This is a genomic window from Hymenobacter gummosus (assembly GCF_003970915.1).
Classification (GTDB): domain Bacteria; phylum Bacteroidota; class Bacteroidia; order Cytophagales; family Hymenobacteraceae; genus Solirubrum; species Solirubrum gummosum.
This window is the reverse complement of the sequence record NZ_RXOF01000015.1, coordinates 51,509-73,963: the sequence shown is the minus strand read 5'-3', so window position 1 is coordinate 73,963 and position 22,455 is coordinate 51,509. Positions and strand designations below refer to the sequence as shown.

Genomic DNA, 22,455 nt, shown 5'->3' with positions numbered 1-22,455 from the left:
AGCAGAGCTTAGCTCCGCTGACCTGCGGTTCGCGCTACGACGCGGGCGGCGCGGACGGTGCCGAACGGCTCTACCACCCCACCTTTCCCCATGACTCCACCCGAATTTCACGCCCCCGCCGGCCGCATCATCGGCCGCCGCGACGGGGCGGTGCTGCGCGCCCAGGGCATCCGCTACGCCCGCGCGGCCCGCTTTCGGCCGCCCGTGCCCGAGCCGCCCAGCCCCGCCCCCATCGAGGCCCTGGCGCCCGGCCCGGCCTGCCCGCAGTCGGCCGATGCGCTACTGGCCCAGGCCCTGGGCGACTTCTGGGCCGATACGCGCTTCGACGAGGACTGCCTGCACTTATCGGTGACGACGCCCGCCGACCGGCGCCCCGACGAGCAGCTGCCGGTGCTGGTGTGGATTCACGGCGGCTCTTACGTGACCGGCGCCGGCGACCTGGCCTTCTACGACCCGGCCCGGCTGGTGGCGGAGCAGCGCCTGGTGGTGGTGGCCGTGACCTACCGGCTGGGCTTGTTCGGCTTCTTGGGCAGCGAAGGCGGCACCCCGCCCAACCTGGGTTTGCTGGATTTGCTGGCGTCCCTGCGCTGGGTGCAGCAAAATATCCCCGCCTTCGGCGGTGACCCGGCCCTGGTGACGCTGCTGGGCCACTCCTCTGGCGGCGACGCGGCGGCCCACCTGATGATAGCCCGCGGAGCCGAAGGGCTGTTTCGGCGGGTGATTCTGCACAGCGCCCCGCTGGGCCTGGCCCCGGGCCGCGGCGCCCTCACCCGGGCCATGACGGCCGCCGTGGGCCCATTCGCCGAGGCGGCCACCACCGCCGAGGTGCTGGCCCGGGAGCCGCGGGCCTGGCGGGCGGCCCGGCGCTACGGCCTGAAAGCCGGTATGCCCTTCGGCACCCAGTACGGGGCCGCACCGCTGCCGCCCGAACCGGAGGTAGAAGCTGCCTGGCAGGCCGCGGCCCCGCGCATCGACGTGCTCATCGGCACCACGGCGGAGGAAGTGCGCTTTTTCGCCGTCATCGACCCGAAGTTTCAGTGGCTGGGGCGGCTGCCGCTGCTGGGCCGCCCGGCCGTGCGCCTGCTGGTGGATAAAGTGTCGGCGCGGATTTACGGCGCCCCAGCCACGGCATTTGCCCGGCGCCACGCCGCGGCCGGGGGCCGGGCCTACCGCTTCACGCTCACTTACCAGCCGCCCGCCAGCCCTTTCGGCGCCGCCCACACCGTGGATTTGCCCTTCCTGCTCGGCGCCGAAAGCACCTGGGCCGCCGTGCCGCTGCTGGGCCAGGCCGACTGGGCCGAGGTGGACCGGGCCGGCCGGCAGCTGCGCCAGCTCTGGGCCGATTTCGTCCGTACCGGCCAGCTGCCCGACGAGGCCGAAATACCGGACGTGCTGACCGTGCAGCGGGTACCGGGTGCGTAAGCTGACGCGGCCAGCGGGCCGCAGCCCCCGGGGCGGACGTACTGCCGCCGGCGGGCCGGCCGTTGGCGGCAGGTAGCTTCGCGGCCCGCCCGGCCGATGCGCGTATCTTCCTTCCCCTTTTCGTCTGCCCGTATGCTCTTGTCCGCGCGCCGTCTTCCACTGCTCATGCTGGGCCTGCTGGCCCTCGCCCTGCCCGCCCGGGCCCAGCGCGAGGGCGGCGGCCCGCCCACCCAGGACCCATTCGGGCGGCGCGAAACGCCCGCGCCGGTGCGCGCCATCGGCAACTACCGCAGCCACCAGGCCACCCTGCGCGAGCTGACCGTGCAGAGCACCGATGGCAGCACCCTGCGCGTGCGGCGCTGGGCCGAGGGCGTGGTGCGGGTGGAGTACTACCCCGCCGGCCAGCCCGTGCGCCCCGATTCGTCGCTGAGCGTGGTGCAGACGCCCCACGTGCCCTACCCCAACACCAAGCTGGAAGCCTACCACCTCAACCTGCAGCCCGACCGCAGCCTGGTGCGCAACACTCCCGGGGCGCTGTACTGGCCGCTGCTGAACGGCGGGGTGATAACCGGGCACGTGGTGGTGCAGAAACGCCCGCTGCGCGTGAGCTACCACCGCTACGGCGACACCCTGGTGGCCGAGGCCGGCGGGGTATTCCGGCAGCTGGGCGCGGCGGGCGGCACCGGCGTCTCGTTTCGCCTGCGGCCCGAGGAGCACCTGTACGGCACCGGCTCCCGCGCCCTCCCGCTGGACCGCCGCGGCCGGCGCGTGCGCCTCTACAACGAGGCCCACTACGGCTACCAGAACGGCGAACCGACGCTGAACGTGAGCCTCCCCTCGGTGCTCAGCAGCCGGGGCTACATGCTGTTTTTCGACCACCACACGGCCGCCACCCTCGACCTGGGCGCCACCGATAAGAACGTGCTCGAATACCGCGGCGAGGGGCTGCGGAACCTGGCTTACTTCATCATCGCCGGCGACGCCTACGCCGAAATTCTGGACCGCTACACGGCCCTCACCGGCCGCCAGCCCCTGCCCCCGCGCTGGGGCCTGGGTTTGCTGCAAAGCCGCTTTGGCTACCGCTCCGAAACGGAGATGTACCAGGTGGCCCGCCGCATGCGCCAGGCCGGCTTTCCGCTCGACGGGCTGGTGCTCGACCTGTACTGGTTTGGCGGCACCCACCGGCAGGGCGACTTCCGCTGGGACGCCGCCCACTTCCCCAATCCCCGACGCCTCACCCGCCGCCTCGACTCGCTCGGCGTCAAGACCCTGCTGATTTCGGAGCCCTACGTGATGCGTAGCTCCCTCAACGACGCGCTGGTGCGCAGCCGGGGCCTGGTGGAGCGCGACGCCCAGGGCCAGCCCTACACGGTAGAGTCGTTCTGGGCCGGGCCGGCCACGCTGCTCGATATGTACCGCCCCAGCACCCGCCAGTGGCTCTGGCAGCAGTACGCCCGGCTGAAGCAGGACGGCGTGGCTGGCTGGTGGACCGACCTGGGCGAGCCGGAAAACCACCCCGCCAGCATGCGCTCCGACGGCGGCCCCACCCGCCGCGGCCACAACGGCTACGGGCAGGCCTGGGCCAGCATTCTGAGCGAGGGGTACCAGCAGCACTACCCCCAGGAGCGGCTGTTCAACCTGGCCCGCTCGGGCTGGGCGGGCATGCAGCGCCACGCGGTGTTTCCGTGGTCGGGCGACGTGAGCCGCTCCTGGGCCGGGCTGCAAGCCCAGGTACCTATCATGCTGAGTATGGGCCTGGGCGGGGTGGGCTACATGCACTCCGACGCGGGCGGCTTCGCCCAGGGCACGCCCGACCCCGAGCTGTACGCCCGCTGGCTGCAGCTGGCCGCCCTGGGCCCTATTCTGCGCCCCCACGGCGGCGGCGAAATTGCGCCCGAGCCCTACTGGTGGCCGCCTGCCACCCAGGCCGCCGTGCGCCCCTACGCCCAACTGCGCTACCGCCTGCTGCCCTACCTCTACTCCCTGGCCTGGGAAAACAGTCAGACCGGCACCCCGCTCACGCGCCCGATGAACTACGGCGCCACCTACCTGCGGCCTGAGGAAAGCCTGCTGGACGAGGACACCCTGCTGCTGGACATGGCCGACGACTGGCGTCAGCGCGGCTGGTCCACCGGCAAGTTTGGCTGGAATGTGGAGTACCTCTACCAGTGGCGGGACCCGGCCACCGGCAACGACGCGGCGGCCCTGAGCAACGTCAACGACCAGTTTCTGCTCGGCCCCAATCTGCTGGTGGCCCCGGTGCTGCAGCCCGGGCAGCGCCGCCGCAACGTGGTGCTGCCCCCCGGCAACTGGATTGACTTCGACTCGCACCAGACCCTGCCCGGGGGCCGCACCGTGGGCCGGGTAGCCCCGCTGCAGCGCCTGCCGCTGCTGGTGCGCGGCGGGGCCTTTCTGCCCCTTACCCGCTACCGCCCCAGCACCGCCCAGTACCGTCCCGATACCCTGCAGGTGCAGTACTACGCCGACCCCAGCGCCGGCCTGACCACCTTCGCCGTGTACGAGGACGACGGCCGCAGCGCCCGCACCGCCGCGGCCACCTACCACTTCCAGGCGCTGACCCTGCACGGCCTGAGCACCGCCGCCGAAACCCGCGTTACCATGACGCTGAGCGGGCAGCCCTACCCCGGCCGCCCCCCGCGCCGCGTGGTGGAGCTGCTGATTCCGCGGGTGCCGGCCCCGCCCACGGCCGTGCTGCTGGGCGCCGCCCCGCTGCCGCCCGCCGCTTGGCAGCACGAGGCCGCCACCCGCACCCTGCGCCTGCGCGTGATTCTGGATACCACTGCTGCGGGCCACCACTTAGCCCTGCGCCTGCTGAACCTGCCCCTCGACACCGCTGCCGCCCCCTACCTCGACCCCGAGCTGCTGACCCTGGAAGCTCCCGCGGCCCGCGCCTTCCGGGGCGGCACCGAGCTGCGCTACACCCTGCACCAGCCCACCGCACCGGGGCCGCTGCGCATCGTCGGCAGCCGCGGAGAGCTGGTGCGCCGCCTCCCCGTCGCCACCACCGCCGGGCCGCACCGCCTCACCTGGGACGGCCGCGACGAGCAGGGCCGCCCCCTGCCCGGCGGCGTGTACTGGGCCGAGCTGGCCGGGCAGCGCCAGCGCCTGGTGCTGCTGCCCTGAGCCTGGAACATTTCGGCAGTACCTCTAACCGGCCTGCGGCCGTACCAGGCCGGTTTCAGACCGCAACCTCGCGGTTCAGCACCGCTCATTGGGTGGTATAGGATTGTGAGGTTGCGGTGCCGAACCGCGAGGTTGCGGTGCCGAACCGCGAGGTTGCGGTGCCGAACCGCGAGGTTGCGGTGCCGAACCGCGAGGTAGGTTGCGGTGCCGAACCGGTAACAGACCCCGAGTACCCGTCTGAACTATTCTATGCAAGAGCTATTCGACGACATCGTGCGGGCTTTTCAGGCAGTCTGCCGGGCCACGGGGCTGACCTACCCGGAGCTGAATATCCTGGTGTACTGCCTGCTGGCCCCGCTGAGCTGGCTGCTGGTGCTGGCCTTGCGCCGGCCGCGCCTGGGCGGTGCGTTGCTGGCCGCGGCCCTGCTGCTCAGCGCCGCGCTGGTGGCAGAGCGGCGGCGCTTCACCGGCCTGAGCCGCTGGTTTTATGACTACAACATCCGGGTGCTGGAGCAGCTGGGCCGGGCCACCGGGCTGGGCTACGTGGCCCTGTCCTTGCTGATGGGGGTGCTGGTGCCGGGTCTGGCCCTGCTGCTGCTGGCCGTGGTGCCGCGCCGCGGGGTGCTGCCGCTCACGCTGGCCTTTATCGGCCTGCTGCTGGCGTATTTCGTAGTGGGCTGGTGGCTGGTCTGAGCCTCGGCCGCCACCGGTGGAGCTTCGGGGCGGGCGCGCCCGTAGCGCGGGCTTCAGCCCGCGTCCATCTGGCCGATTTCGTTCGGGCGGACGCGGGCTGAAGCCCGCGCTACAGGCGCGCTGCAAGTCGGCCCGGCCCTGGCCGCCCCCGTTTATCACCGTCATCAGCGAATCATCAGCGCAATCAGTGGTCCATGAAACGTAAGCTCCGCGAGTGGCTGCGCCGCTACCTGCCGGCCGAAGTGCTGTCGTTGCTGGCCACGCTGGCGGCGGCCGCCCTGGCTTTGTGGCTGACGGGCAGCCGGGTGACGGCCGCTTTGGCGGGCACCTGGGCCGGCAACGTGCTGTACTTCGGCACCATCCTGCTCACCGACGTGTGGCGGGCCCGCCGGCAGCGCCGCGCCGCCGGGCAGCGCTACACCTGGCGCACCTTCGGCCGCAACGTGCGCGCCCTGCTGGTGGAGTTCGGCCTGGCCGAGCTGGCCGACTCCTTCGTTATCCGCCCGGCCCTGATGTACTACCTGCCGCTGTGGCTGGGCCACTTCTCGGCCGGCATCCTGGCCGCCAAGCTGCTGGCCGACGTGACCTTCTACGTGCCGGCCATCATCGGCTACGAGCTGAGCAAAAAGCACCTGCGCGACTTCTGAGGCGAGGCCCGGGCCGCTGTATCTTGCCGCCCCATGCCGACTGCCGCCCCACTTGCCCCAGCCGCTACGGCCGCTGCCCGCGCCTACCTGCCCGCCCTGACGGGCATTCGGGCCGTGGCGGCGTACATGGTGTGCCTGCACCACTTCAACCCCTTCGCCGAGGGGCCCGGCCTGGGCGGCTTCCTGCACAACCTGCTGCTGGAGTTTCACGTGGGCGTGCCGGTGTTTTTCGTGCTCAGCGGCTTCCTCATCTGCCTGCGCTACTACGGCACCGAGCAGTGGACGGGCCGCTGGTGGGGCCGCTACCTGCGCAACCGGGTGGCCCGCATCTACCCCATGTTCTTGCTGCTGACCACGCTCACCTTCGCACCCGCCTGGCTGGCCCACGCGCCGGACACCACGCGCCTGTGGCTGCTGAACGTGACGTTCCTGCGCGGCTTCTTCGATGCGCACAAGTACTCGGGCATCCCGCAGGGCTGGACGCTGACGGTGGAGGAGTGCTTTTACCTGTGGGCGCCCGTGGCCTTCGGGCTGCTGCGCCGCCGCCCGCGCCTGCTGTGGCTGCAGCCGCTGGGGCTGCTGGCCCTGGGCTGCGCGCTGGTGCTCGGGCTGGGGCCGCTGGCCTACGAGGGGCTGTTCGGCAGTTTCCGCTTTATGCTGCTGTACACTTTTTTCGGGCGGGCCGTGGAGTTTTATGCCGGTATGCAGCTGGCCCTGTGGTACCGCCGCGGGCTGCTGCGGGCCCCGCGCGGCCCCCGCGGCCTGTACACCGCCGCCGGCCTGGGGCTGCTGCTGGCCGCCGTGCTGGCCCTGGTGGCGGTGCGCGGCCAGTACCCCTACGGGCAGGAAGCCCCGGCCGGCATTGCCCTCAACAACGTGGCCCTGCCCGCGGGCATCGTGCTGCTCTTCGCCGGCCTGCTCACCGAGGCCACCTGGCTGCGCGCCCTGCTGGCCTCGGCCCCGCTGCAGCTGCTGGGCCGCAGCTCCTACGTGTTCTACCTCATCCACTTCGGCACCATCAAGGGCTGGCTGCGCGACTACGTAACCGCCAGTCCGGCCGGGCAGTTTGTGCTGCTCAACGTGCTGGCCATCGGGCTCTACTACCTGGTGGAGCAGCCCCTGAACCGGCTGCTGCGCGCCCCTTCGGCGGCCGAACCAGCCAACTAACCAAGCCCAACAGCCCCGGCTTGATTTCAATTAACGTCCGCTGACGCTATGCCCCTGCTGACTGCCCGCCGGGAGCGGAACCTAGTCCTACTGCTCACCGTCGCGGCCACCGGGCTCCTGCTGATGCTCACCTTCGATGTCGCGGCTGCTTACCAGGTGCTGTTCGCCGGCTCGTTTGTGCTCATTGCGCTGGCCCTGCTGGGGCTGAGCCTGTGGCGTCTGGCGCTGAGTTTCACCGAGCACCGCCCCTTCCCGACCCGCCCGCTGACCGCCGTGCTGGGCCTCGCGCTGCTGACCGGCCTGTGCTACGGCTGGTACCACGGCGCCTTCTACGGCCGCCAAGTCCTGAGCGGGGTGTTCATCGATGACTTCAGCCGCCTGGACCTCGTCTTGTACGAGGACGGCCACTACCTCATCGAAGAAGGCTGGATACTGGGCTCCGAGCGGTTTGCGGGCCGCTACACCCGAAGCGGCGACTCCCTCATCTTCGACAACTATTCGTTTACCGGCCCCAAGGCCCCAAACCACGTCCTTACCCGCCGCGGCAGCCGGCTGTACTTTCCCTCCGCCGATACCAGCTTCTACCACTTTCAGATTCAGCAGCCCTAAGCCACCCGCCCTTTCTCCCCCGCCTAAACTTTCCAACGCCCAACCCCAACAACTCCTGCCCTCTCACCCGCCTACCCTCTTACCCTATCCCTGTGTATGTTTAGGCCATGCGTCCCATCCCTTTCCTGACCGCCTGCAGCCTCACCGTGCTGCTCGGCGCCTGCCAGTCGCAACCAGCTGAGCAGACAGCCACCGCCACCACTCAAAACTCCAACGCCAAGGCCACCAACACCGACTGCCCGCCCCCGCCGCCGCAGTACCGCATCCGGCACCCCGACTGGGCCCGGCAGGCCAGCATCTACGAGGTCAACGTGCGGCAATACACGCCGGAGGGCACCTTTCGGGCCTTTGAGCAGCATTTGCCCCGCCTGCAGAAAATGGGCGTGGGCATTCTGTGGCTGATGCCGGTGCACCCCATCGGCCGCGAAAAGCGCAAGGGCACGCTCGGCAGCTACTACTCGGTGCAGGACTACCGGGCCGTCAACCCCGAAATGGGCACGCTCGCCGACCTCAAGCACCTCGTCGACGAAGCCCACCGCCGCGGCATGCACGTCATCCTCGACTGGGTGGCCAACCACACCAGCTGGGACAGTAAGCTGGCCCAGGAGCACCCCGAGTGGTTTACCAAGGACGCCCAGGGCCGCTTCGTAGCACCGGTTGCGGACTGGCAGGACGTCATCGACCTGGACTTCGGCCAGCCCGGGCTGCGCCGCTACATGACCGAGAGCATGGCCTACTGGGTGCGCGAGGCGGGCGTCGACGGCTTCCGCTGCGACGTGGCCGGACTGGTGCCTACCGATTTCTGGAACGCGACGCGCGCCGAGCTGGAGCGCATCAAGCCCGTATTTATGCTGGCCGAGTGGGACGAGCTGCACGAGCCGCCCTTCCTGCGGCCCGGCGAGTTCACGCCCAACACCAAGCTGCTCGAACAAGCTTTCGACGCCACCTACGCCCTGCGCCTGCGCTACTTGCTCGACAGCGTGGCCCGCGGCCAGCAGCCCGTGGCGGCTGTAGACAAGTACCTGGCCGTGGAGCGCGCCCGGTACCCGCGCACGGCTTACCTGATGAACTTCACCTCCTCGCACGACATCAACAGCTGGACGGGCACCGAGTACGAGCGGCTGGGCCCGAACGTGCAGCCCCAGGCCGTGCTGGCCGCCCTGCTGCCGGGCATCCCCATGCTGTACTCGGGCCAGGAAGCGGGCCTGAAAAAGCGGCTGAAGTTTTTCGACAAAGACCCCATCGACTGGCAGAATTACCCGCTGCAGGACTTCTATACCCGCCTGCTGCAGCTCAAAAAGCGCAACCCCGCCCTGGCCAACGGCGACGCCTGCGGGCAGCTGGAGCGGCTGGCCTCGCCGGCTTCGGTGTACGCCTTCGTGCGGCACCGCGGGCCCCAGCGGGTGCTGGTGGCCGTGAACCTGGGCGCCGAGCTGCAGGAGCTGTCCATCCCGCAGCGCTGGCAGGGCGACTACCACGACGTCTTCGCCGACCAGGCCTACATGCTGGCCCCCGGCGCCACCCTGCCCATCGACCCACACGGCTACCGGGTGCTGGAGCTGCCCGCGGCGGGGCAGTAAGGCCGGCTTCAAACCGCCTCGGCTCCGACGGACGGGCCAGCAATGTTGCCGCGCTGTTGCTCCCACGGCCTCATGCTCAGTCTGGAGCACGGACTCATCTGAATTTAAAAGAGTTGATAATCAACCTGAGGCGTTGGCCGAGTACTGAATTTAAAAAATTCGGTACTCGGCCGCGCCATCGTTTTTGCCTGTGATGCCCATGGCTGACCTCTTCCCCCACGCCCCGCAATACGCCCTGGTGCACAGTGCCCGCGGCGCCCTGCTCGACTACTGCGCCACGCTCAGGCCCGCGGATTTGCTGGCCCCGGTGCCGGCGTTCAACCACAGCAGCATGCGCGACCTGCTGGTGCACGTGGCCCGCACCTACCAGTACTGGCTGGGCCAAGTGGGCCTGCAGCGTCCCGGCCCCCTGCCCTACCCGCCCGACGCCCCGGATTTGGCGGCCCTGCGCGGCCTCTTCGCCGCCGTCGACGCGCTGGTGGACGAGTTTGGAGCGCACGTGGCCGGCCGCTGGCTGGAGGAAGCCCCGTACGCGCTGCCCCCCGCCGGCCGCCCCCTCCCGCTGACGCCCCTGCAGCTCTTCACCCACGTCATTACCCACGAATTCCACCACAAGGGGCAGGTGCTGAGCATGAGCCGGCAGCTGGGCTACACCCCCATTGATACCGACGTCATCCGCACCTGAGCCGGGCGCGCCCGAACGGTTGCAATTCATTCCCGCCAGCATCCATAATCTTACCGGCTTTGCGCGTAGCTTTGCAGCCAGTCACTGGTCTTTGTCACTCATCATCTTCTTGTTATGAAACACGCTTACTTCCTTGGCCTGGCCGGCCTCTTGACGGCCGGGGCCGCCCAGGCTCAGATTACCATCACCCAGAGCAACTTCCCGGCTACCGCGGCCACGGTGGAGCGGATGCAGGATGCCAATCCCACCGGCCTGACGGCCCCGACCGCCGGCGCCAACCAGACCTGGAACTACAGCGCGGCCACCTTCACCGGCAACGTGCAGCAGGAAACCTACATTGCGCCCCCGGCCAACGCAGCTTTCCCCACTGCCACCCGCGCCTACACTTACCAGGTGGATTTCGGGCCGGTGGCCGTCAACGGGGTGCAGTACCAGTCGCTGAACGCCAACGGGCTGCAGGATTTGGGCTTTGCCCTGCCGGAGCAGCGCATCAGCCTGCGCGCCCTCACCTTCGGGCCCAACGACTCGCTCATCATCCCGGCCCAGGCCCGGCCCTACACCAATACCTACCTGGTAAAATTTCCGCTGACCACCGGCACGGTGCAGGTCAACAGCTACCGCAGCGTGGCCACGGGCGTGGTAACGGTGGCCCTGGCGGGCCTGACCCGCACCCGGATGCGCATCGTGCAGCGCGTGATTCAGCGCGACTCGGTGGCCGGCTGGGGCACCCTGCGCGTGCCGGCGGTGCCCACCGGCGGCACGGCGGCCATTCCGGTACTGCTGCGCCGCACCCGCTTCGTGCAGATTGACAGCCTCTACGAGGGCAGTGCCCCGGCCTCGCCCACGGTGCTGGCGCTGCTCAACATCCAGCAGGGCCAGGTGACGCGCGGCTACTCCGACCAGTTTTTCCGCGAAAACTCGGCTCAGCCGCTGGTGTTTTTCTTCTACACCAACAGCACTTACCAGACCGTGGATTTCGCCCAGTTCTCGCGCGAAACCAACCTGGTGACCAGCAGCCGCGCCGGCCTGGCGGCCCAGGTGGGCGGCGTCGTGGCTTACCCCAACCCGGTGGCGGGCCAGCCGCTGACCATTGCCCTGGGCAACGGCCAGCGCCGCGCCGTGCAGCTGACCGTGCGTGATTTGAGCGGCCGCAGCATCCGCACCGCCCCGGCTACTACCGGCCAGCCTTCCGAGGTGCTGAGCGGCCTGGCCGCCGGCACGTACGTGGTCGACGTGGTGGCTGCCGACGGCGCCCGCAGCGCCCTGAAAGTAGCCGTACAGTAAGGCTTTACTTGTCCGCTTTGTCCGCCCCCGGTTGCCGCTACGGTAGCCGGGGGCGGCTTTTTTTGCGGTATCCGCTTGGCGCCAGCGTACCGAAGCATTTCTCGCAGAGGTTGGCAGAGGATTTCGCGGAGGTGCGCAGAGCTGTTCCAGTACACCCTCTGCGAGAAATGCCCCGGCCCACCCGTCCCGCCATTTCCGCGTACACCCGGCTCGTTGCCCACCCAAACGCTGCTTGCCGTGTCTGATTTGCCGCTTCACCCCGCCGCCCACTTGTTCCAGGTTCCGCACCCCGACTGGGCAGCCAACGCCACCATCTACGAAGTCAACACCCGCCAATTCACGCCGGAGGGCACATTCCGGGCCTTCGAGCGGCACCTGCCGCGGCTGGCGGCCATGGGCGTGAGCATCGTGTGGCTGATGCCGGTGCACCCCATCGGCCAGACCGGGCGCAAGGGCGCGCTGGGCAGCCAGTACGCCGTGCAGGACTACTTCGCCGTCAACCCCGAGTTTGGTACGCTGGACGATTTGCGCCACTTGGTGCAGACGGCCCACGGCCTGGGCCTGCGCGTGCTGCTCGACTGGGTGGCCAACCACACCAGCCTCGACAACGCGCTGATTCAGGAGCACCCCGAGTGGTTTCAGCACGACGAGCAGGGCCGCCTGCTGCCGCCCGTGCCCGACTGGACCGACGTGGCCGCCCTCGACTACCGCCAGCCCGCCCTGCGCCGCTACATGACCAACGCCCTGCTGTACTGGCTGCGCGAGGCCGACATCGACGGGTACCGCTGCGACGTGGCCGGGCTGGTGCCCACCGACTTCTGGGACGCGGCCCGGCCGGAGCTGGACCGGGTGAAGCCCGTGTTCATGCTGGCCGAATGGGACGAGCTGTACCCTTCGGGCGGGCTGAGCTGGGAAAACTTCAACTCCGACACCAAGCTGCTGGAAAAGGCCTTTGACATGTCGTTCGGCCTGCGCCTGCACTATTTGCTCGACCACATTGCCGAGGGCAAAGCCCCGCTGCACGCCATCGACGAGTACCTGGCGGCCGAGCGGGCCAAATACCCGCCCACGGTGTACCTGATGCACTTCACCAGCAACCACGACGTGAACAGCTGGGACGGCACCGAGTACGAGCGGCTGGGGCCCCTGGCCCTGCCCTTCGCGGTGCTGACGGTGCTGCTGCCCGGCATGCCGCTGGTGTACTCGGGCCAGGAAGCCGCGCTGAACAAGCGCCTGGAATTTTTCGACCGGGACCCGATAGACTGGCAGGACTACCCACTGCAGGACTTCTACACCCGTTTGCTGCAGCTCAAGCGCCGCCACCCAGCCCTGCTCAACGGCGACGTGCAAAGCCGTTTCCGCCGCCTCGCCGGCCCGCCCGCACTGTACGCCTTCGTGCGCGAGAAAGGCCCGGCCGCCGTGCTCTGCGCCATCAACGTGGCCGCCGAACCCCGGCCGCTCCCGCTACCCATCGAGGCCGCCGGCCGCTGGCAGGACGTGTTCAGCGGCGCCACCCTGGAACTCTCGGCCGGGACGGAGCTGCCGGTGCCCGGCCACGGCTGGCGGGTGCTGGAGCGGCGGGCCGATTAGTAGCCTATGCTTGACTACGTCGAGCTTATGCTACTGCGGCCCGCGCAGCACCTGCCCGGCCCGCGCGCCGGTGTGGCGGCCGTTGCGCACCGTCACGCGGCCGTTGACGAGCACGTAGCGCATGCCCACCGAGTACTGGTGCGGCCGCGTGAAGGTGGAGCGGTCCTGCACCGTGGCGGGGTCGAACACGACGATATCGGCGACCATGCCGGGGCGCAGCAGGCCGCGGCCGCTGAGGCCGAAGGTCTGGGCGGGCAGGCTGGTCATGCGGCGGATGGCTTCTTCCAGGCGCAGCAGCTGCAGCTCGCGCACGTAGCGGCCGAGCACGCGGGCGTTGGAGCCGTAGCCGCGCGGGTGCGGCACGCCCGCGCCCCACACCCGGATGCTGGCGTCGGAGGCCACCATGTTGTGCGGGTAGCGCATAATCTGCTGCACGTCCGCCTCGCTCATGCCGTGAAACACCATGCCCGCGTCGTGCTGCAGCACCAGATCCACGATGGTGGCGGCCTCGGCGCGGGCCCGGTGCGGCCGGCCCCGGCGGCGGTTGATTTCCTCGATGCTGAGCCCGTTCAGGGTGGTATCGGGCGGGAAGCTGGCCACCACCGCGTAGCTAAAGTGGCGCAGGCGGCGGGCTTGCAGGCGCTGCCGGAGGGCGGCTTCGGTGGCGGCGCGCACGGCCGGTCGGGCCAGGCGCCCGCGCAGCGAGTCGCGGCCGTCGGCCTGCACGGCGTCGGGCAGCAGGGTGCTCAGGGAAGTGGAGCTGGCCGTGTAGGGGTACTGGTCGATGGTGACTTCCTGCCCGGCCTGGCGGGCGGCCTCAATCAGCCCCAGCAGCGCGGCCGTACGGCCCCAGTTCTGCTGCCCGCCCAGCTTGAGGTGCGAAATCTGCACCGGCAGGCCCGCCTCGCGCCCCACTTGCAGGGCCTCCTCGATGGCCTGGGTCACGCTGTCCGACTCGTTGCGCATGTGGGTGGCGTAGAGGCCGTGGTGGCGGGCGGCCACGCGGGCCAGGCGCACCAGCTCGGGGGTGCGGGCGTAGGTGCCGGGCACGTAAATCAGCCCCGACGACAGCCCCACGGCCCCGGCCCGCATGGCGCTGTCGACCAGCGCCTCCATGCGCTGCAGCTCCGGCTCGGTGGGCGCGCGGCGGGCCCGGCCCATCACCGCCTTGCGCACCGTGCCGTGCCCGACGAGCGAGGCCACGTTCACCGACAAACGCAGGGAGTCGAGCTGGCGGAAGTAGCGGCGCAAATCGGGGCGCGAGGAGCCGCAGTTGCCCGTCACCACCGTCGTCACCCCGTCGTAGAGGAAGTTGTCGGCCGTGGGCTGGCGCACTTCGTCGTCCTCGATGTGGGTGTGCACGTCGATAAAGCCCGGGGCCACGGCCAGCCCGCGCGCGTCGATAACGGAATCGGCGGGGTAGTCGGCGGGCAGGCGGCCCACGGCCACGATGCGGCCCCGGCGGATGGCCACGTCGCCGTAAGTCCAGGCGTTGCCGCTGCCGTCGTAGAGGCGGCCGTGGCGGATAAGCAAATCGGCGCGGGGCGCGGGCTGGGCGCGGACGCTGCCAGCCAGCATCAGCAGCCCCAAAAGCCAGGCAAGCGGGAGCTTCATGCCGGCAGGTTACGCATTTGCGGGTGGATTGCACGAAACCCTCCTGCTCGGGTGGGAGTTGGCCGGGCAACTTAGCCCCGCGCCAACAACAAGCCCGTCGGCCGGTTATAAACTTATTGTGCTTCCTGCGGGAAGCTGTTTGTCCACCTCGATCCGCAAGCAATGCAACATCGTGAACTGGGCCGCTCCGGCCTGCGCATCGCGCCCTTCGTCTTGGGCACCAACGTATTCGGCTGGACGGCCGACGAAGCTGCCACCTTCCAGATTCTCGACGCCTTCGTGGCCGGCGGCGGCAACGCCATCGACACGGCCGACGCCTACTCCGCCTGGGTGCCGGGCCACCGGGGCGGCGAATCCGAGACGCTTATCGGCAAGTGGCTGAAGCAGCGCGGCCGCCGCGACGACGTCATCGTTGCCACCAAAGTGGGCTGGGAAGTCGACGCCCAGAACAAGGGGCTGAAGAAAGACTACATCCTGCGGGCCGTGGAAGGCTCGCTGCGCCGCTTGCAGACCGACTACATCGATTTGTACCAGTCGCATAAGGACGACCCTGCGGTGCCAGTGCAGGAGCCGCTCGAAGCCTACGCCCAGCTCATCAAAGAAGGCAAGGTGCGCGCCATCGGGGCCTCCAACTTTTCGGCCGAGCGCCTGCGCGAGGCCCTGCAGGCCAGCGAGCAGCACGGCCTGCCCCGCTACGAAACCCTGCAGCCCGAGTACAACCTTTACAACCGCGCCGACTTCGAGCAGCAGCTGCGGCCCGTCACCCAGGCGTTTGAGCTGGGCGTGATTCCCTACTACGGGCTGGCTTCGGGCTTCCTCACCGGCAAGTACCGCTCGGAGGCCGATTTGCAGCAGAGCGTGCGCGGGGCCGGCATCGGGCAGAAGTACCTGAACGAGCGGGGCCGGCGCATCCTGGCCGCCCTCGACGCGGTGGCCGCCGACCACCAGGCCACGCCCGCCCAGGTGGCCCTGGCCTGGATCAGCGCCCAGCCCGGCCTGACGGCCCCCATTGCCTCGGCTACCAGCGCCCGGCAGCTGCAGCAGCTGTTACCGGCCCTGCACCTGCAGCTCAGCTCGGCCGACGTAGCCGAGCTGAACCAGGCCAGCCGCTACTAAGCCGCCAGCTGCCCACAAGCCACTAGCCGCCCCAGCGCCGGAATTTCCGGTGCTGGGGCGGCTAGTGCGTTCAGGCCCCCCGAAGCCAGCCGTGACGCCCGGCTCAGGGCAGGTCGCTGAGCAGCCACCGCTCGGCCTCCTGCTCGTTGTCGAAGTGGGCTACGTGCAAGGGCAGGCCCGCCAGCTGCGACACAATCTGGTTGGTGGCCATGCGGTTGAACAGGTTGAAGGCCTGAATCACGGCCCCGCGGTGGTAGCCGGTGGCCTGCATGGTTTCGGGCACCCAGGTATCGGACAGCCAGCGCTGCAGGCCCGGCGAGAGGGGCGGCATGTGCCGGTGGTCGGACAGCACGCGGGTGAAGCCGAACCGGCCCAGGGCGTCCGTCGTGGCCTTGTACAGGTCGCGCACGTGAGACTCGCTGCCGGGGGCACGGTGCCATTCCAGGCGCACAAACCCCTCGGGGTGGTGCCAGATGCGCCCGGCGGGATTGTCGAAAATCAGCGAGGCGGCAGCAGGAGAAGCGGAAGTAGTCATTAGCAATAAAACGAAGGGAGAAGCTGCGGCACCCGGCACAGACGAAGCCGGGGGGGCCTGGGTTGCGCCCTAAAGTTGGCAACGTTCCCGACAACGATTGCGCAGAAAAATGATTCGGGTGGCTTGCACACCCCGCCGGAAAGCCGCAACTATCGGTTGGTGAGTGAAATGCCCCGGCGCCGGCCGTTGCTTTTTGGGCAGCGCGCCGGGGTCGCGGGCGCTTGTATTTTCCCCGCTCACCGGCTTGCACTTATGCGTGTACGTTTCGTAGCCGGGATTTTGTTGTGCCTGCTGCTGGCCGCCTTTGTGGCCCCCGCGCCCGTCCGCGTCTACCTCATCGGCGACTCCACCATGTCGACCAAGGAAGTAAAGGCCTACCCCGAAACCGGCTGGGGCACGCCCTTCGCCGTGTTCTTCGACGAGACGGTGACCGTGGACAACCGCGCCCAGAACGGGCGCAGCACCAAAAGCTTCATCGCCGAAAACCGCTGGCAGTCGGTACACGAGGCGCTGCGGCCCGGCGACTACGTCTTCATCCAGTTCGGCCACAACGACGAGGTGCCGACCAAGAAAAACCACACCACCGAAGCCGAGTTTCAGCAGAATCTGCGCCGCTTCGTGCTGGAGACGCGCGCCAAAAAGGCCCTGCCGGTGCTGCTCACGCCGGTAGCCCGCCGCAAGTTCGACGCCGCGGGCCGGGTGGAAGATACCCACGCTGTGTACGCCGAGCTGGTGCGCCGGGTAGCCCGCGAAAATCAGGTGCCGCTCATCGACCTGAGCCAGAGCAGCATGGCCCTGCTGCAGCAGTTCGGGGTCGAAAACTCCAAGCTGCTGTTCGTGCAGCTGGCCCCGGGCGAGCATCCGAACTACCCCGACGGCCGCGACGACAACACCCATTTCTCGGAGCTGGGCGCCCGCAAAATGGCCCAGCTGGTGCTGGCCGATCTGCGCACGCTGAACCTGGAGCTGGCCGAGCGCGTGGTCAGGCGCGAATCGAAGAAGACGGTGGACGCGCAGGCCAAATAATTCGGCGGTCATCCTGAACGCAGTGAAGGACCTTCCTCCAGCCCTGCACTGCCGTAAATACCAACGTACTGACGCTTAACCGCATCGACTGCAAAGCTCAGCAGTTAACGCCCTGTTGCAAGTACGTCGAAGCTTGGACTTAGGCGCCGGTGCAGGGTTGGAGGCAGGTCCTTGGCTGCGCCTTCCTTCGGTTCGCTCTGCTCAGGATGACGTTCTTTTTCCCTCCCACCCTCACCCGTTTCATCCGTTGAAACATCCGTTCTCATCTGTGGTCCTCGTGGTCCTGCTGCTGATGGCCTTCACCGGGCCCACGCCGCCGCGCAAGACGACCATCTACCTCATCGGCGACTCCACCATTGCCCAAAAAACCCGGCAGACCTTCCCCGAAACCGGCTGGGGTATGCCGCTGGGCACCTTTTTCGACACGACGGTGGTGGTGGCCAACCACGCCCAGAACGGGCGCAGCACCCGCACCTTCCTGGCCGAAAACCGCTGGCAGCCCATCGCGGCAGCCCTGCAGCCCGGCGACTACGTGCTGGTGCAGTTCGGCCACAACGACGAGTCGGAAGCCCACCCGGACCGCTACACCTCGCCGGCCGACTACCGCCGCAACCTGCTGAAATTCGTGCAGGAAACGCGGGCCCGCAAGGCCTACCCGGTGATCATCACCCCGGTGACGCGGCGCAAGTTCAAGGACGGCCGCCAGCAGGAAACCCACGTGGCCTACTCGGCCGCCACCGCCGAGCTGGCCCGCGCCGAGCGGGTGCCGCTCATCGACCTCGACAAGCTGAGCCGGGAGCTGCTGCAGCAGTTCGGGGAGGAAAACTCCAGGCTGCTGTTTCTGCAGCTGGCCCCCGGCGACCATCCGAACTACCCCTACGGCCGCCAGGACAACACGCACTTCTCGGAGCTGGGGGCGCGCAAGATGGCCCAACTGGTCGTCAGTGAAATCAAGGCCCAGCAGCTGCTGGGGCTGGCCGACCACCTAGCCCAGCCGACGGCCAAAAACGCCGTGCCGCCTACCCCGGCCGGCAAAGACGCCCAACCCACCACCCCGTGAAGCATTTTCTCCTTTTCTTCTGCCTGAGCTGGCTCACGCTCGGCCGCGCCCTCGGTTACGACTTCGTGGTGGCCCAGGATGGCTCGGGGCAGTTTCGCACCGTGCAGGAAGCCTTCAACGCCGTGCCCGACTTCCGCAAGAAAGTCACCACCATTTTCGTCAAGAAGGGCACCTACAAGGAAAAGCTGGTGCTGGCCGGCTCCAAGCAGCTGGTGCGCCTCATCGGCGAGGACCGGGAGCAGACCATCCTCACCTACGACGACTACAACCAGAAGAAGAACATCTTCGGGGAGGAGAAGGGCACCTCGGGCTCGGCCAGCTGCTACCTCTACGGCACCGATTTCACGGCCGAGAACCTGACCTTCCAGAACACCTCCGGCCCGGTAGGCCAGGCCGTGGCCCTGTGGGTGGCCGGCGACAAGATGCGCTTCAAAAACTGCCGCTTCCTGGGCTTTCAGGACACGCTCTACACCTACGGCTACGGCTCGCGCCAGTACTACCAGGAGTGCTACATCGAGGGCACGGTGGACTTTATCTTCGGCTCCAGCACGGCCTGGTTCGAGGGCTGCACCATTGTGTGCAAGACCAACGGCTACGTGACGGCGGCCTCCACGCCCGACTCGGCCCGCTACGGCTACGTGTTCAACCGCTGCCGCATCGGCGGGCCGGCGCCGGCCGGCTCGTTTCTGCTCGGCCGGCCCTGGCGCCCCCACGCCCAAACGGTGTTCCTGCGCTGCGAGCTGGGCAGCGTCATCGGGCCGGCGGGCTGGGACCATTGGGGCCAGGACAGCAACAAGCAGACGGCCTACTACGCCGAGTACCAGAACCGCGGCCCCGGCTACCAGCCCAAGCAGCGCGTGGCCTGGAGCCATCAGCTGACCGAGCAGGAGGCCCGGCAGTACACCCTGCAGAACGTGTTCCGCAACTGGAACCCGCAGCAGGACCTGTAGGCTCCGCGCCGCCGGTCGGGGCAGGTATAGCACTTACCCAAGGCACCATTATTGCAGCGGCGCTATCCGGATTCTTTTTCACCGGATATGAAGCACGCATTACTCCTGATTACCGGGCTGGCCCTACCTCTAGTGGCGGCCGCCCAAACCCAACAAACCACCCTCGACCCGGCCTACCAGCCGCTGGAGGTGCCCGCCACCATTCCGGTGCCGCTCCGCAGCCATCCGCTGGAAATGTACAACCTCGACCCGGACGGGGCCAGCTGGGTGTCGATGCGCATTTTCCTCGACGGCGTCGGCAACCCTACCAGTCCCCGCAACATCTGGCTGGACCGCTTTAGCTACAACGCCGCCGGGCAGGTCACTCGCGTCGACCACACCGATTCGCTGGTAGCGGCCCCGCGCACCGGCCGCATCAGCGCCTACTCCCCCGACGGCCGCCTGACGCAGGTGCAGATGTACTACTGGACGAACGGGCAGCCGGCGCCCACCGTCTACCCCTATTCCTTCGCCTACGACGCGCACGGCAACCTCACCCGCGACGACGAGGGCGGGGCGGTGTTTGACTACCAGTACACCTACGACGCGGCCGGCGTCATTACGGCCTGCACCAAGTTTCGGGAGCTGTCGGGCCAGCCCCGCACGCCCTACCAGCGCATCACCTTCACCCTGCAGAACGGCCAGTGGGCCAGCAGCGTGCAGGAGCAGTACGACAACGGCACCTGGAAGCGGCGGCGCGTGGTGCAGCGCTACAGCTGGCACGACTGGTCCCGCCGGCAGCTGCGCGCCACGCAAACCATGCTCGTGGACGACTTCAATGACTTCAGCTTCCACCGGGATACCGTGCGCTACCTCACCAATGGCACCAACCGCATCGTGAGCACCACCACGGAGTCCCTGTCGGGCGGCGTGTGGATTCCCCGCCAGTACCGGGATGTGGAGTACAACGCCCAGGGCCAGCGCGTGGCCGGGCGGGTGCGGGAGCCGCACCAGACGCAGCCCGGCCGCTGGGTGTACTCCGCCCACGACTCCACCGTGTACCACCACGACGCCCAGGGCCGCACGCTCAACTGCACCCAATACACCCGCCACCGCAACGCCACCAGCGCCCTGGTGCTGGTCAACACCTTCTACTTCGGCCCGCGCCTGGTGACGAGCACCCGCGCCGCCGCCCGGCTGCCGCTGCGCGTGTACCCCAACCCGGCCCGCCAGCAGCTGCACCTGGCAGCCCCGGCCCTGAGCGGCTCGCTGACGGTGGAGGTGCTCAACGGCCTGGGCCAGCTGGTGGAGCGGCGCCGCCTGTCGGCCCCCGCGCTAGCCCAGCCCTGGGACGTGAGCCGCTGGCCCGCCGGCGTGTACACCCTGCGTCTGCGCGCGGCCGAAGGCACCGCCACCCAGCGTTTCGTGAAAGAATAGGCAGCCACAGGCCGCCGCGTACGTAGAAAGCGCAGCTCCTCACACCGCGGGGCTGCGCTTTCTGCGTATCCAGCCGCCGCACCGCCTACCTGTCCAATGCCCTTACTAGCCGCCACCATCCAGCCCTTCGACTGGCAACGCGTCCTGCTCTCGGAAGACGCCCCCGCCCTGTTTCTGCTCGAAATAGTCGTGCGCTGCGTCGTTACCTACCTGCTCGTCCTGGCGGCCCTGCGCGTGACCGGGCGACGCGGCGTGCGGCAGCTGAGCATCTTCGAGCTGAGTATCATCCTGGCCCTGGGCTCGGCCGCCGGCGACGCCATGTTCTACGACGACGTGCCCCTGCTGCACGTGATGGTGGTATTCGGGATGGTGTCGGGGCTGTATCTGCTCTTCAACCGGCTCACCGAGCGGTACCCGCGCTTCAGCGACTGGCTGGAAGGCGCCCCGGTGCTGCTGGTGGACGAGGGTGAGGTGCAGCTGGAAAACTTTCGCCGCCAGAATCTGACGCAAAAGGAGCTGTTCGGGGAGCTGCGCATACACCAGGTAGAGCACCTGGGCCAGGTGCGCCGGGCCTACATCGAAGCCACCGGCAACGTGAGCATCTACTTTTTCGAGGACGAGGAGCGGCGCCCGGGCCTGCCCATCTGGCCCGAGCAGCTGGCGCAACAGTGCCGCCAGCCCGCCGACGCCGGCGAGTACGCCTGCTGCCAGTGCGGGCACGTGCGCACCCTGGCCCGCGGCCTCGTGGCCGCCTGCCCCCGCTGCCGCGCCGACGCCTGGGTTCCGGCCTGCACCAAGCGGCGCGTGGCCTGATGCGTGGCATCGTTCGGTTTTCCCATCCGCCCCCAAACGCCAGCGCGCCGACGCCAGCACCCCGGTAGGTGCACGGCGCCGGCGCGGTCGGCAGCGGCTAACGGGTGGCCTAGCGGGCTGCCAAGACCCGCGACAGGGTGGAGGTGACGATGGGGCCCCGCTCCAGGGCCCGGAACGCGGTGAACTGCGTCGGCGTGAGGATGCCGGCCATGGCGGTTTCGTAGTCCTTCTGTACTTCCAGCGTGGCGTCGGGGGTGCCCGAGGTGGGCGAGGCGGCCAGCAGCTGCAGCTCCTGGCGGGTGCACTCGCGCACTTTCACGGCCTGGGCCTGCGTCAGGTGCAGGGCGTCGGTCAGGTAGAGGGTGAGCGAGAGGGCGCCCTGGTCGGCGGCGGCTTTGGCGTCGGGCGTCAGCACGGGGCCGTTGGCGCCGAAGCTGGTGAAGTGCAGGCCCGGCAGCAGCAGGGCGGTGAGGACGAGGGCGAAGAGGTGGCGGCGGGAGAGTTTCATGACCGTAGGCGGAAGAAGTAGGTGTGCAGAAAAAGGCAGGGCGGAAAAGGCGGATGACTTAGTGGCGCTTGGGGGCGGCTTCGCGCTCCAGGTTCACCACAAACTGATTCAGGGGGCGGGGCTGGCGCAAATCGAGCTGCTGCTCCTGGTAGCCCTGGTAGCCGCAGGTCAGCGTCACGGGGGCGTTGGTGGGCAGGGTCACGGTGAAGTCGCCCTGGGAATTGGCCACGGCCAGCACCTCGCGGGTGTTGGTTTTCCAGATAGTGGCCCCGGCCAGCGGCAGGCCGTCGGCGTTGGTGATGGTGCCCACTACCGTCACGGCGAAGTGGGCGTTGAGCACATCCTTGGCAGGAGCCACCGCGGCGGGCTGCAGGCGGGCCGTGGCCGGGGCGGCCGGGGCGCGGTGCGGGGTGGCCGCCTTGCGCGGGGCCGTGGTTTTCAGGCGGGCGGCCTTGACCGGGGCCCCGTCTGCGGCCCGGGCGGGGGTGAGCGAGGCAGCACCGAGCAGGGCGGCCGTCAGCAGTAAAGAAAGGCGCATGGTAGGTGTGGTGTAAGCGGCAAAGAGGTGTGAGAAAACCCAGCGGGGCGGCGGGCGG

General features: G+C 68.8%; 20 protein-coding genes. 16 read left to right on the top strand and 4 right to left on the bottom strand.

Annotated elements, in window-relative coordinates:
* Nucleotides 1–90 precede the first annotated feature (90 nt).
* From EJV47_RS21575 to EJV47_RS21530, 10 genes are all read left to right on the top strand, one after another.
* On the top strand, nucleotides 91–1,422 hold the full coding sequence (locus EJV47_RS21575; RefSeq protein WP_126695288.1) for a carboxylesterase family protein: 1,332 nt from the start codon (nucleotides 91–93) through the stop codon (nucleotides 1,420–1,422).
* Nucleotides 1,423–1,554: 132 nt separating this feature from the next.
* Nucleotides 1,555–4,566: a TIM-barrel domain-containing protein gene (locus EJV47_RS21570; protein WP_165903870.1), complete on the top strand. Its 3,012-nt coding sequence runs from the start codon at nucleotides 1,555–1,557 to the stop codon at nucleotides 4,564–4,566.
* 249 nt (nucleotides 4,567–4,815) lie between these two features.
* Complete coding sequence (locus tag EJV47_RS21565) at nucleotides 4,816–5,259, top strand: hypothetical protein (protein ID WP_126695286.1); 444 nt, start codon at nucleotides 4,816–4,818, stop codon at nucleotides 5,257–5,259.
* Nucleotides 5,260–5,453: 194 nt separating this feature from the next.
* Nucleotides 5,454–5,906 carry a hypothetical protein gene (locus tag EJV47_RS21560; RefSeq protein ID WP_126695285.1) on the top strand — a complete coding sequence of 151 codons (453 nt, stop codon included), beginning with the start codon at nucleotides 5,454–5,456 and terminating at the stop codon, nucleotides 5,904–5,906.
* Nucleotides 5,907–5,939: 33 nt separating this feature from the next.
* Nucleotides 5,940–7,073, top strand: coding sequence for an acyltransferase family protein (locus EJV47_RS21555; protein WP_126695284.1), 1,134 nt, complete (start codon nucleotides 5,940–5,942; stop codon nucleotides 7,071–7,073).
* A gap of 48 nt (nucleotides 7,074–7,121) precedes the next feature.
* On the top strand, nucleotides 7,122–7,682 hold the full coding sequence (locus EJV47_RS21550; protein WP_126695283.1) for a hypothetical protein: 561 nt from the start codon (nucleotides 7,122–7,124) through the stop codon (nucleotides 7,680–7,682).
* 107 nt (nucleotides 7,683–7,789) lie between these two features.
* Entirely contained in the window at nucleotides 7,790–9,262 is a 1,473-nt protein-coding gene (locus EJV47_RS21545; protein WP_126695282.1) for an alpha-amylase family glycosyl hydrolase, read from the top strand.
* A 199-nt stretch (nucleotides 9,263–9,461) separates the two neighbouring features.
* On the top strand, nucleotides 9,462–9,947 hold the full coding sequence (locus EJV47_RS21540; protein ID WP_165903869.1) for a DinB family protein: 486 nt from the start codon (nucleotides 9,462–9,464) through the stop codon (nucleotides 9,945–9,947).
* Between the two features lie 114 nt (nucleotides 9,948–10,061).
* Entirely contained in the window at nucleotides 10,062–11,231 is a 1,170-nt protein-coding gene (locus tag EJV47_RS21535) for a T9SS type A sorting domain-containing protein (protein ID WP_126695280.1), read from the top strand.
* Between the two features lie 237 nt (nucleotides 11,232–11,468).
* The gene (locus EJV47_RS21530; protein WP_126695279.1) at nucleotides 11,469–12,821 is read left to right on the top strand and encodes an alpha-amylase family glycosyl hydrolase; all 1,353 of its coding nucleotides are present in this window, start codon (nucleotides 11,469–11,471) and stop codon (nucleotides 12,819–12,821) included.
* Nucleotides 12,822–12,851: 30 nt separating this feature from the next.
* On the opposite strand, the gene EJV47_RS21525 is transcribed toward EJV47_RS21530, so the two are convergent.
* Nucleotides 12,852–14,435, bottom strand: coding sequence for an N-acyl-D-amino-acid deacylase family protein (locus tag EJV47_RS21525; RefSeq protein WP_126695278.1), 1,584 nt, complete (start codon nucleotides 14,433–14,435; stop codon nucleotides 12,852–12,854).
* A 162-nt stretch (nucleotides 14,436–14,597) separates the two neighbouring features.
* Here EJV47_RS21525 and EJV47_RS21520 point away from each other — a divergent pair, with 162 nt between their 5' ends.
* Entirely contained in the window at nucleotides 14,598–15,551 is a 954-nt protein-coding gene (locus EJV47_RS21520) for an aldo/keto reductase (RefSeq protein ID WP_126695277.1), read from the top strand.
* A 103-nt stretch (nucleotides 15,552–15,654) separates the two neighbouring features.
* Here the strand turns inward: EJV47_RS21520 and EJV47_RS21515 are convergent, their stop codons facing one another.
* Nucleotides 15,655–16,086, bottom strand: coding sequence for a hypothetical protein (locus EJV47_RS21515; protein ID WP_126695276.1), 432 nt, complete (start codon nucleotides 16,084–16,086; stop codon nucleotides 15,655–15,657).
* 252 nt (nucleotides 16,087–16,338) lie between these two features.
* Between EJV47_RS21515 and EJV47_RS21510 the strand changes: the two genes are divergently transcribed.
* From EJV47_RS21510 to EJV47_RS21490, 5 genes are all read left to right on the top strand, one after another.
* A complete protein-coding gene (locus tag EJV47_RS21510) occupies nucleotides 16,339–17,112 on the top strand; it encodes a rhamnogalacturonan acetylesterase (protein ID WP_126695275.1) in 774 nt (257 codons plus the stop codon).
* Nucleotides 17,113–17,380: 268 nt separating this feature from the next.
* Nucleotides 17,381–18,172: a rhamnogalacturonan acetylesterase gene (locus tag EJV47_RS21505; protein ID WP_243651257.1), complete on the top strand. Its 792-nt coding sequence runs from the start codon at nucleotides 17,381–17,383 to the stop codon at nucleotides 18,170–18,172.
* Nucleotides 18,169–19,122 (top strand): pectinesterase family protein, encoded by a 954-nt coding sequence (locus tag EJV47_RS21500; RefSeq protein ID WP_126695274.1) that lies wholly within the window; start codon nucleotides 18,169–18,171, stop codon nucleotides 19,120–19,122. Before EJV47_RS21505 ends, EJV47_RS21500 begins: the two co-directional genes overlap by 4 nt.
* An 87-nt stretch (nucleotides 19,123–19,209) precedes the next feature.
* Nucleotides 19,210–20,538, top strand: coding sequence for a T9SS type A sorting domain-containing protein (locus EJV47_RS21495; RefSeq protein WP_126695273.1), 1,329 nt, complete (start codon nucleotides 19,210–19,212; stop codon nucleotides 20,536–20,538).
* Between the two features lie 96 nt (nucleotides 20,539–20,634).
* Nucleotides 20,635–21,351: a YetF domain-containing protein gene (locus EJV47_RS21490; RefSeq protein ID WP_126695272.1), complete on the top strand. Its 717-nt coding sequence runs from the start codon at nucleotides 20,635–20,637 to the stop codon at nucleotides 21,349–21,351.
* A 109-nt stretch (nucleotides 21,352–21,460) separates the two neighbouring features.
* Here EJV47_RS21490 and EJV47_RS21485 read toward each other — a convergent pair whose 3' ends face one another.
* Both EJV47_RS21485 and EJV47_RS21480 read right to left on the bottom strand, forming a co-directional pair.
* Nucleotides 21,461–21,859: a hypothetical protein gene (locus tag EJV47_RS21485; RefSeq protein ID WP_126695271.1), complete on the bottom strand. Its 399-nt coding sequence runs from the start codon at nucleotides 21,857–21,859 to the stop codon at nucleotides 21,461–21,463.
* 58 nt (nucleotides 21,860–21,917) lie between these two features.
* Nucleotides 21,918–22,397, bottom strand: coding sequence for a carboxypeptidase regulatory-like domain-containing protein (locus EJV47_RS21480; RefSeq protein ID WP_126695270.1), 480 nt, complete (start codon nucleotides 22,395–22,397; stop codon nucleotides 21,918–21,920).
* Nucleotides 22,398–22,455 lie beyond the last annotated feature (58 nt).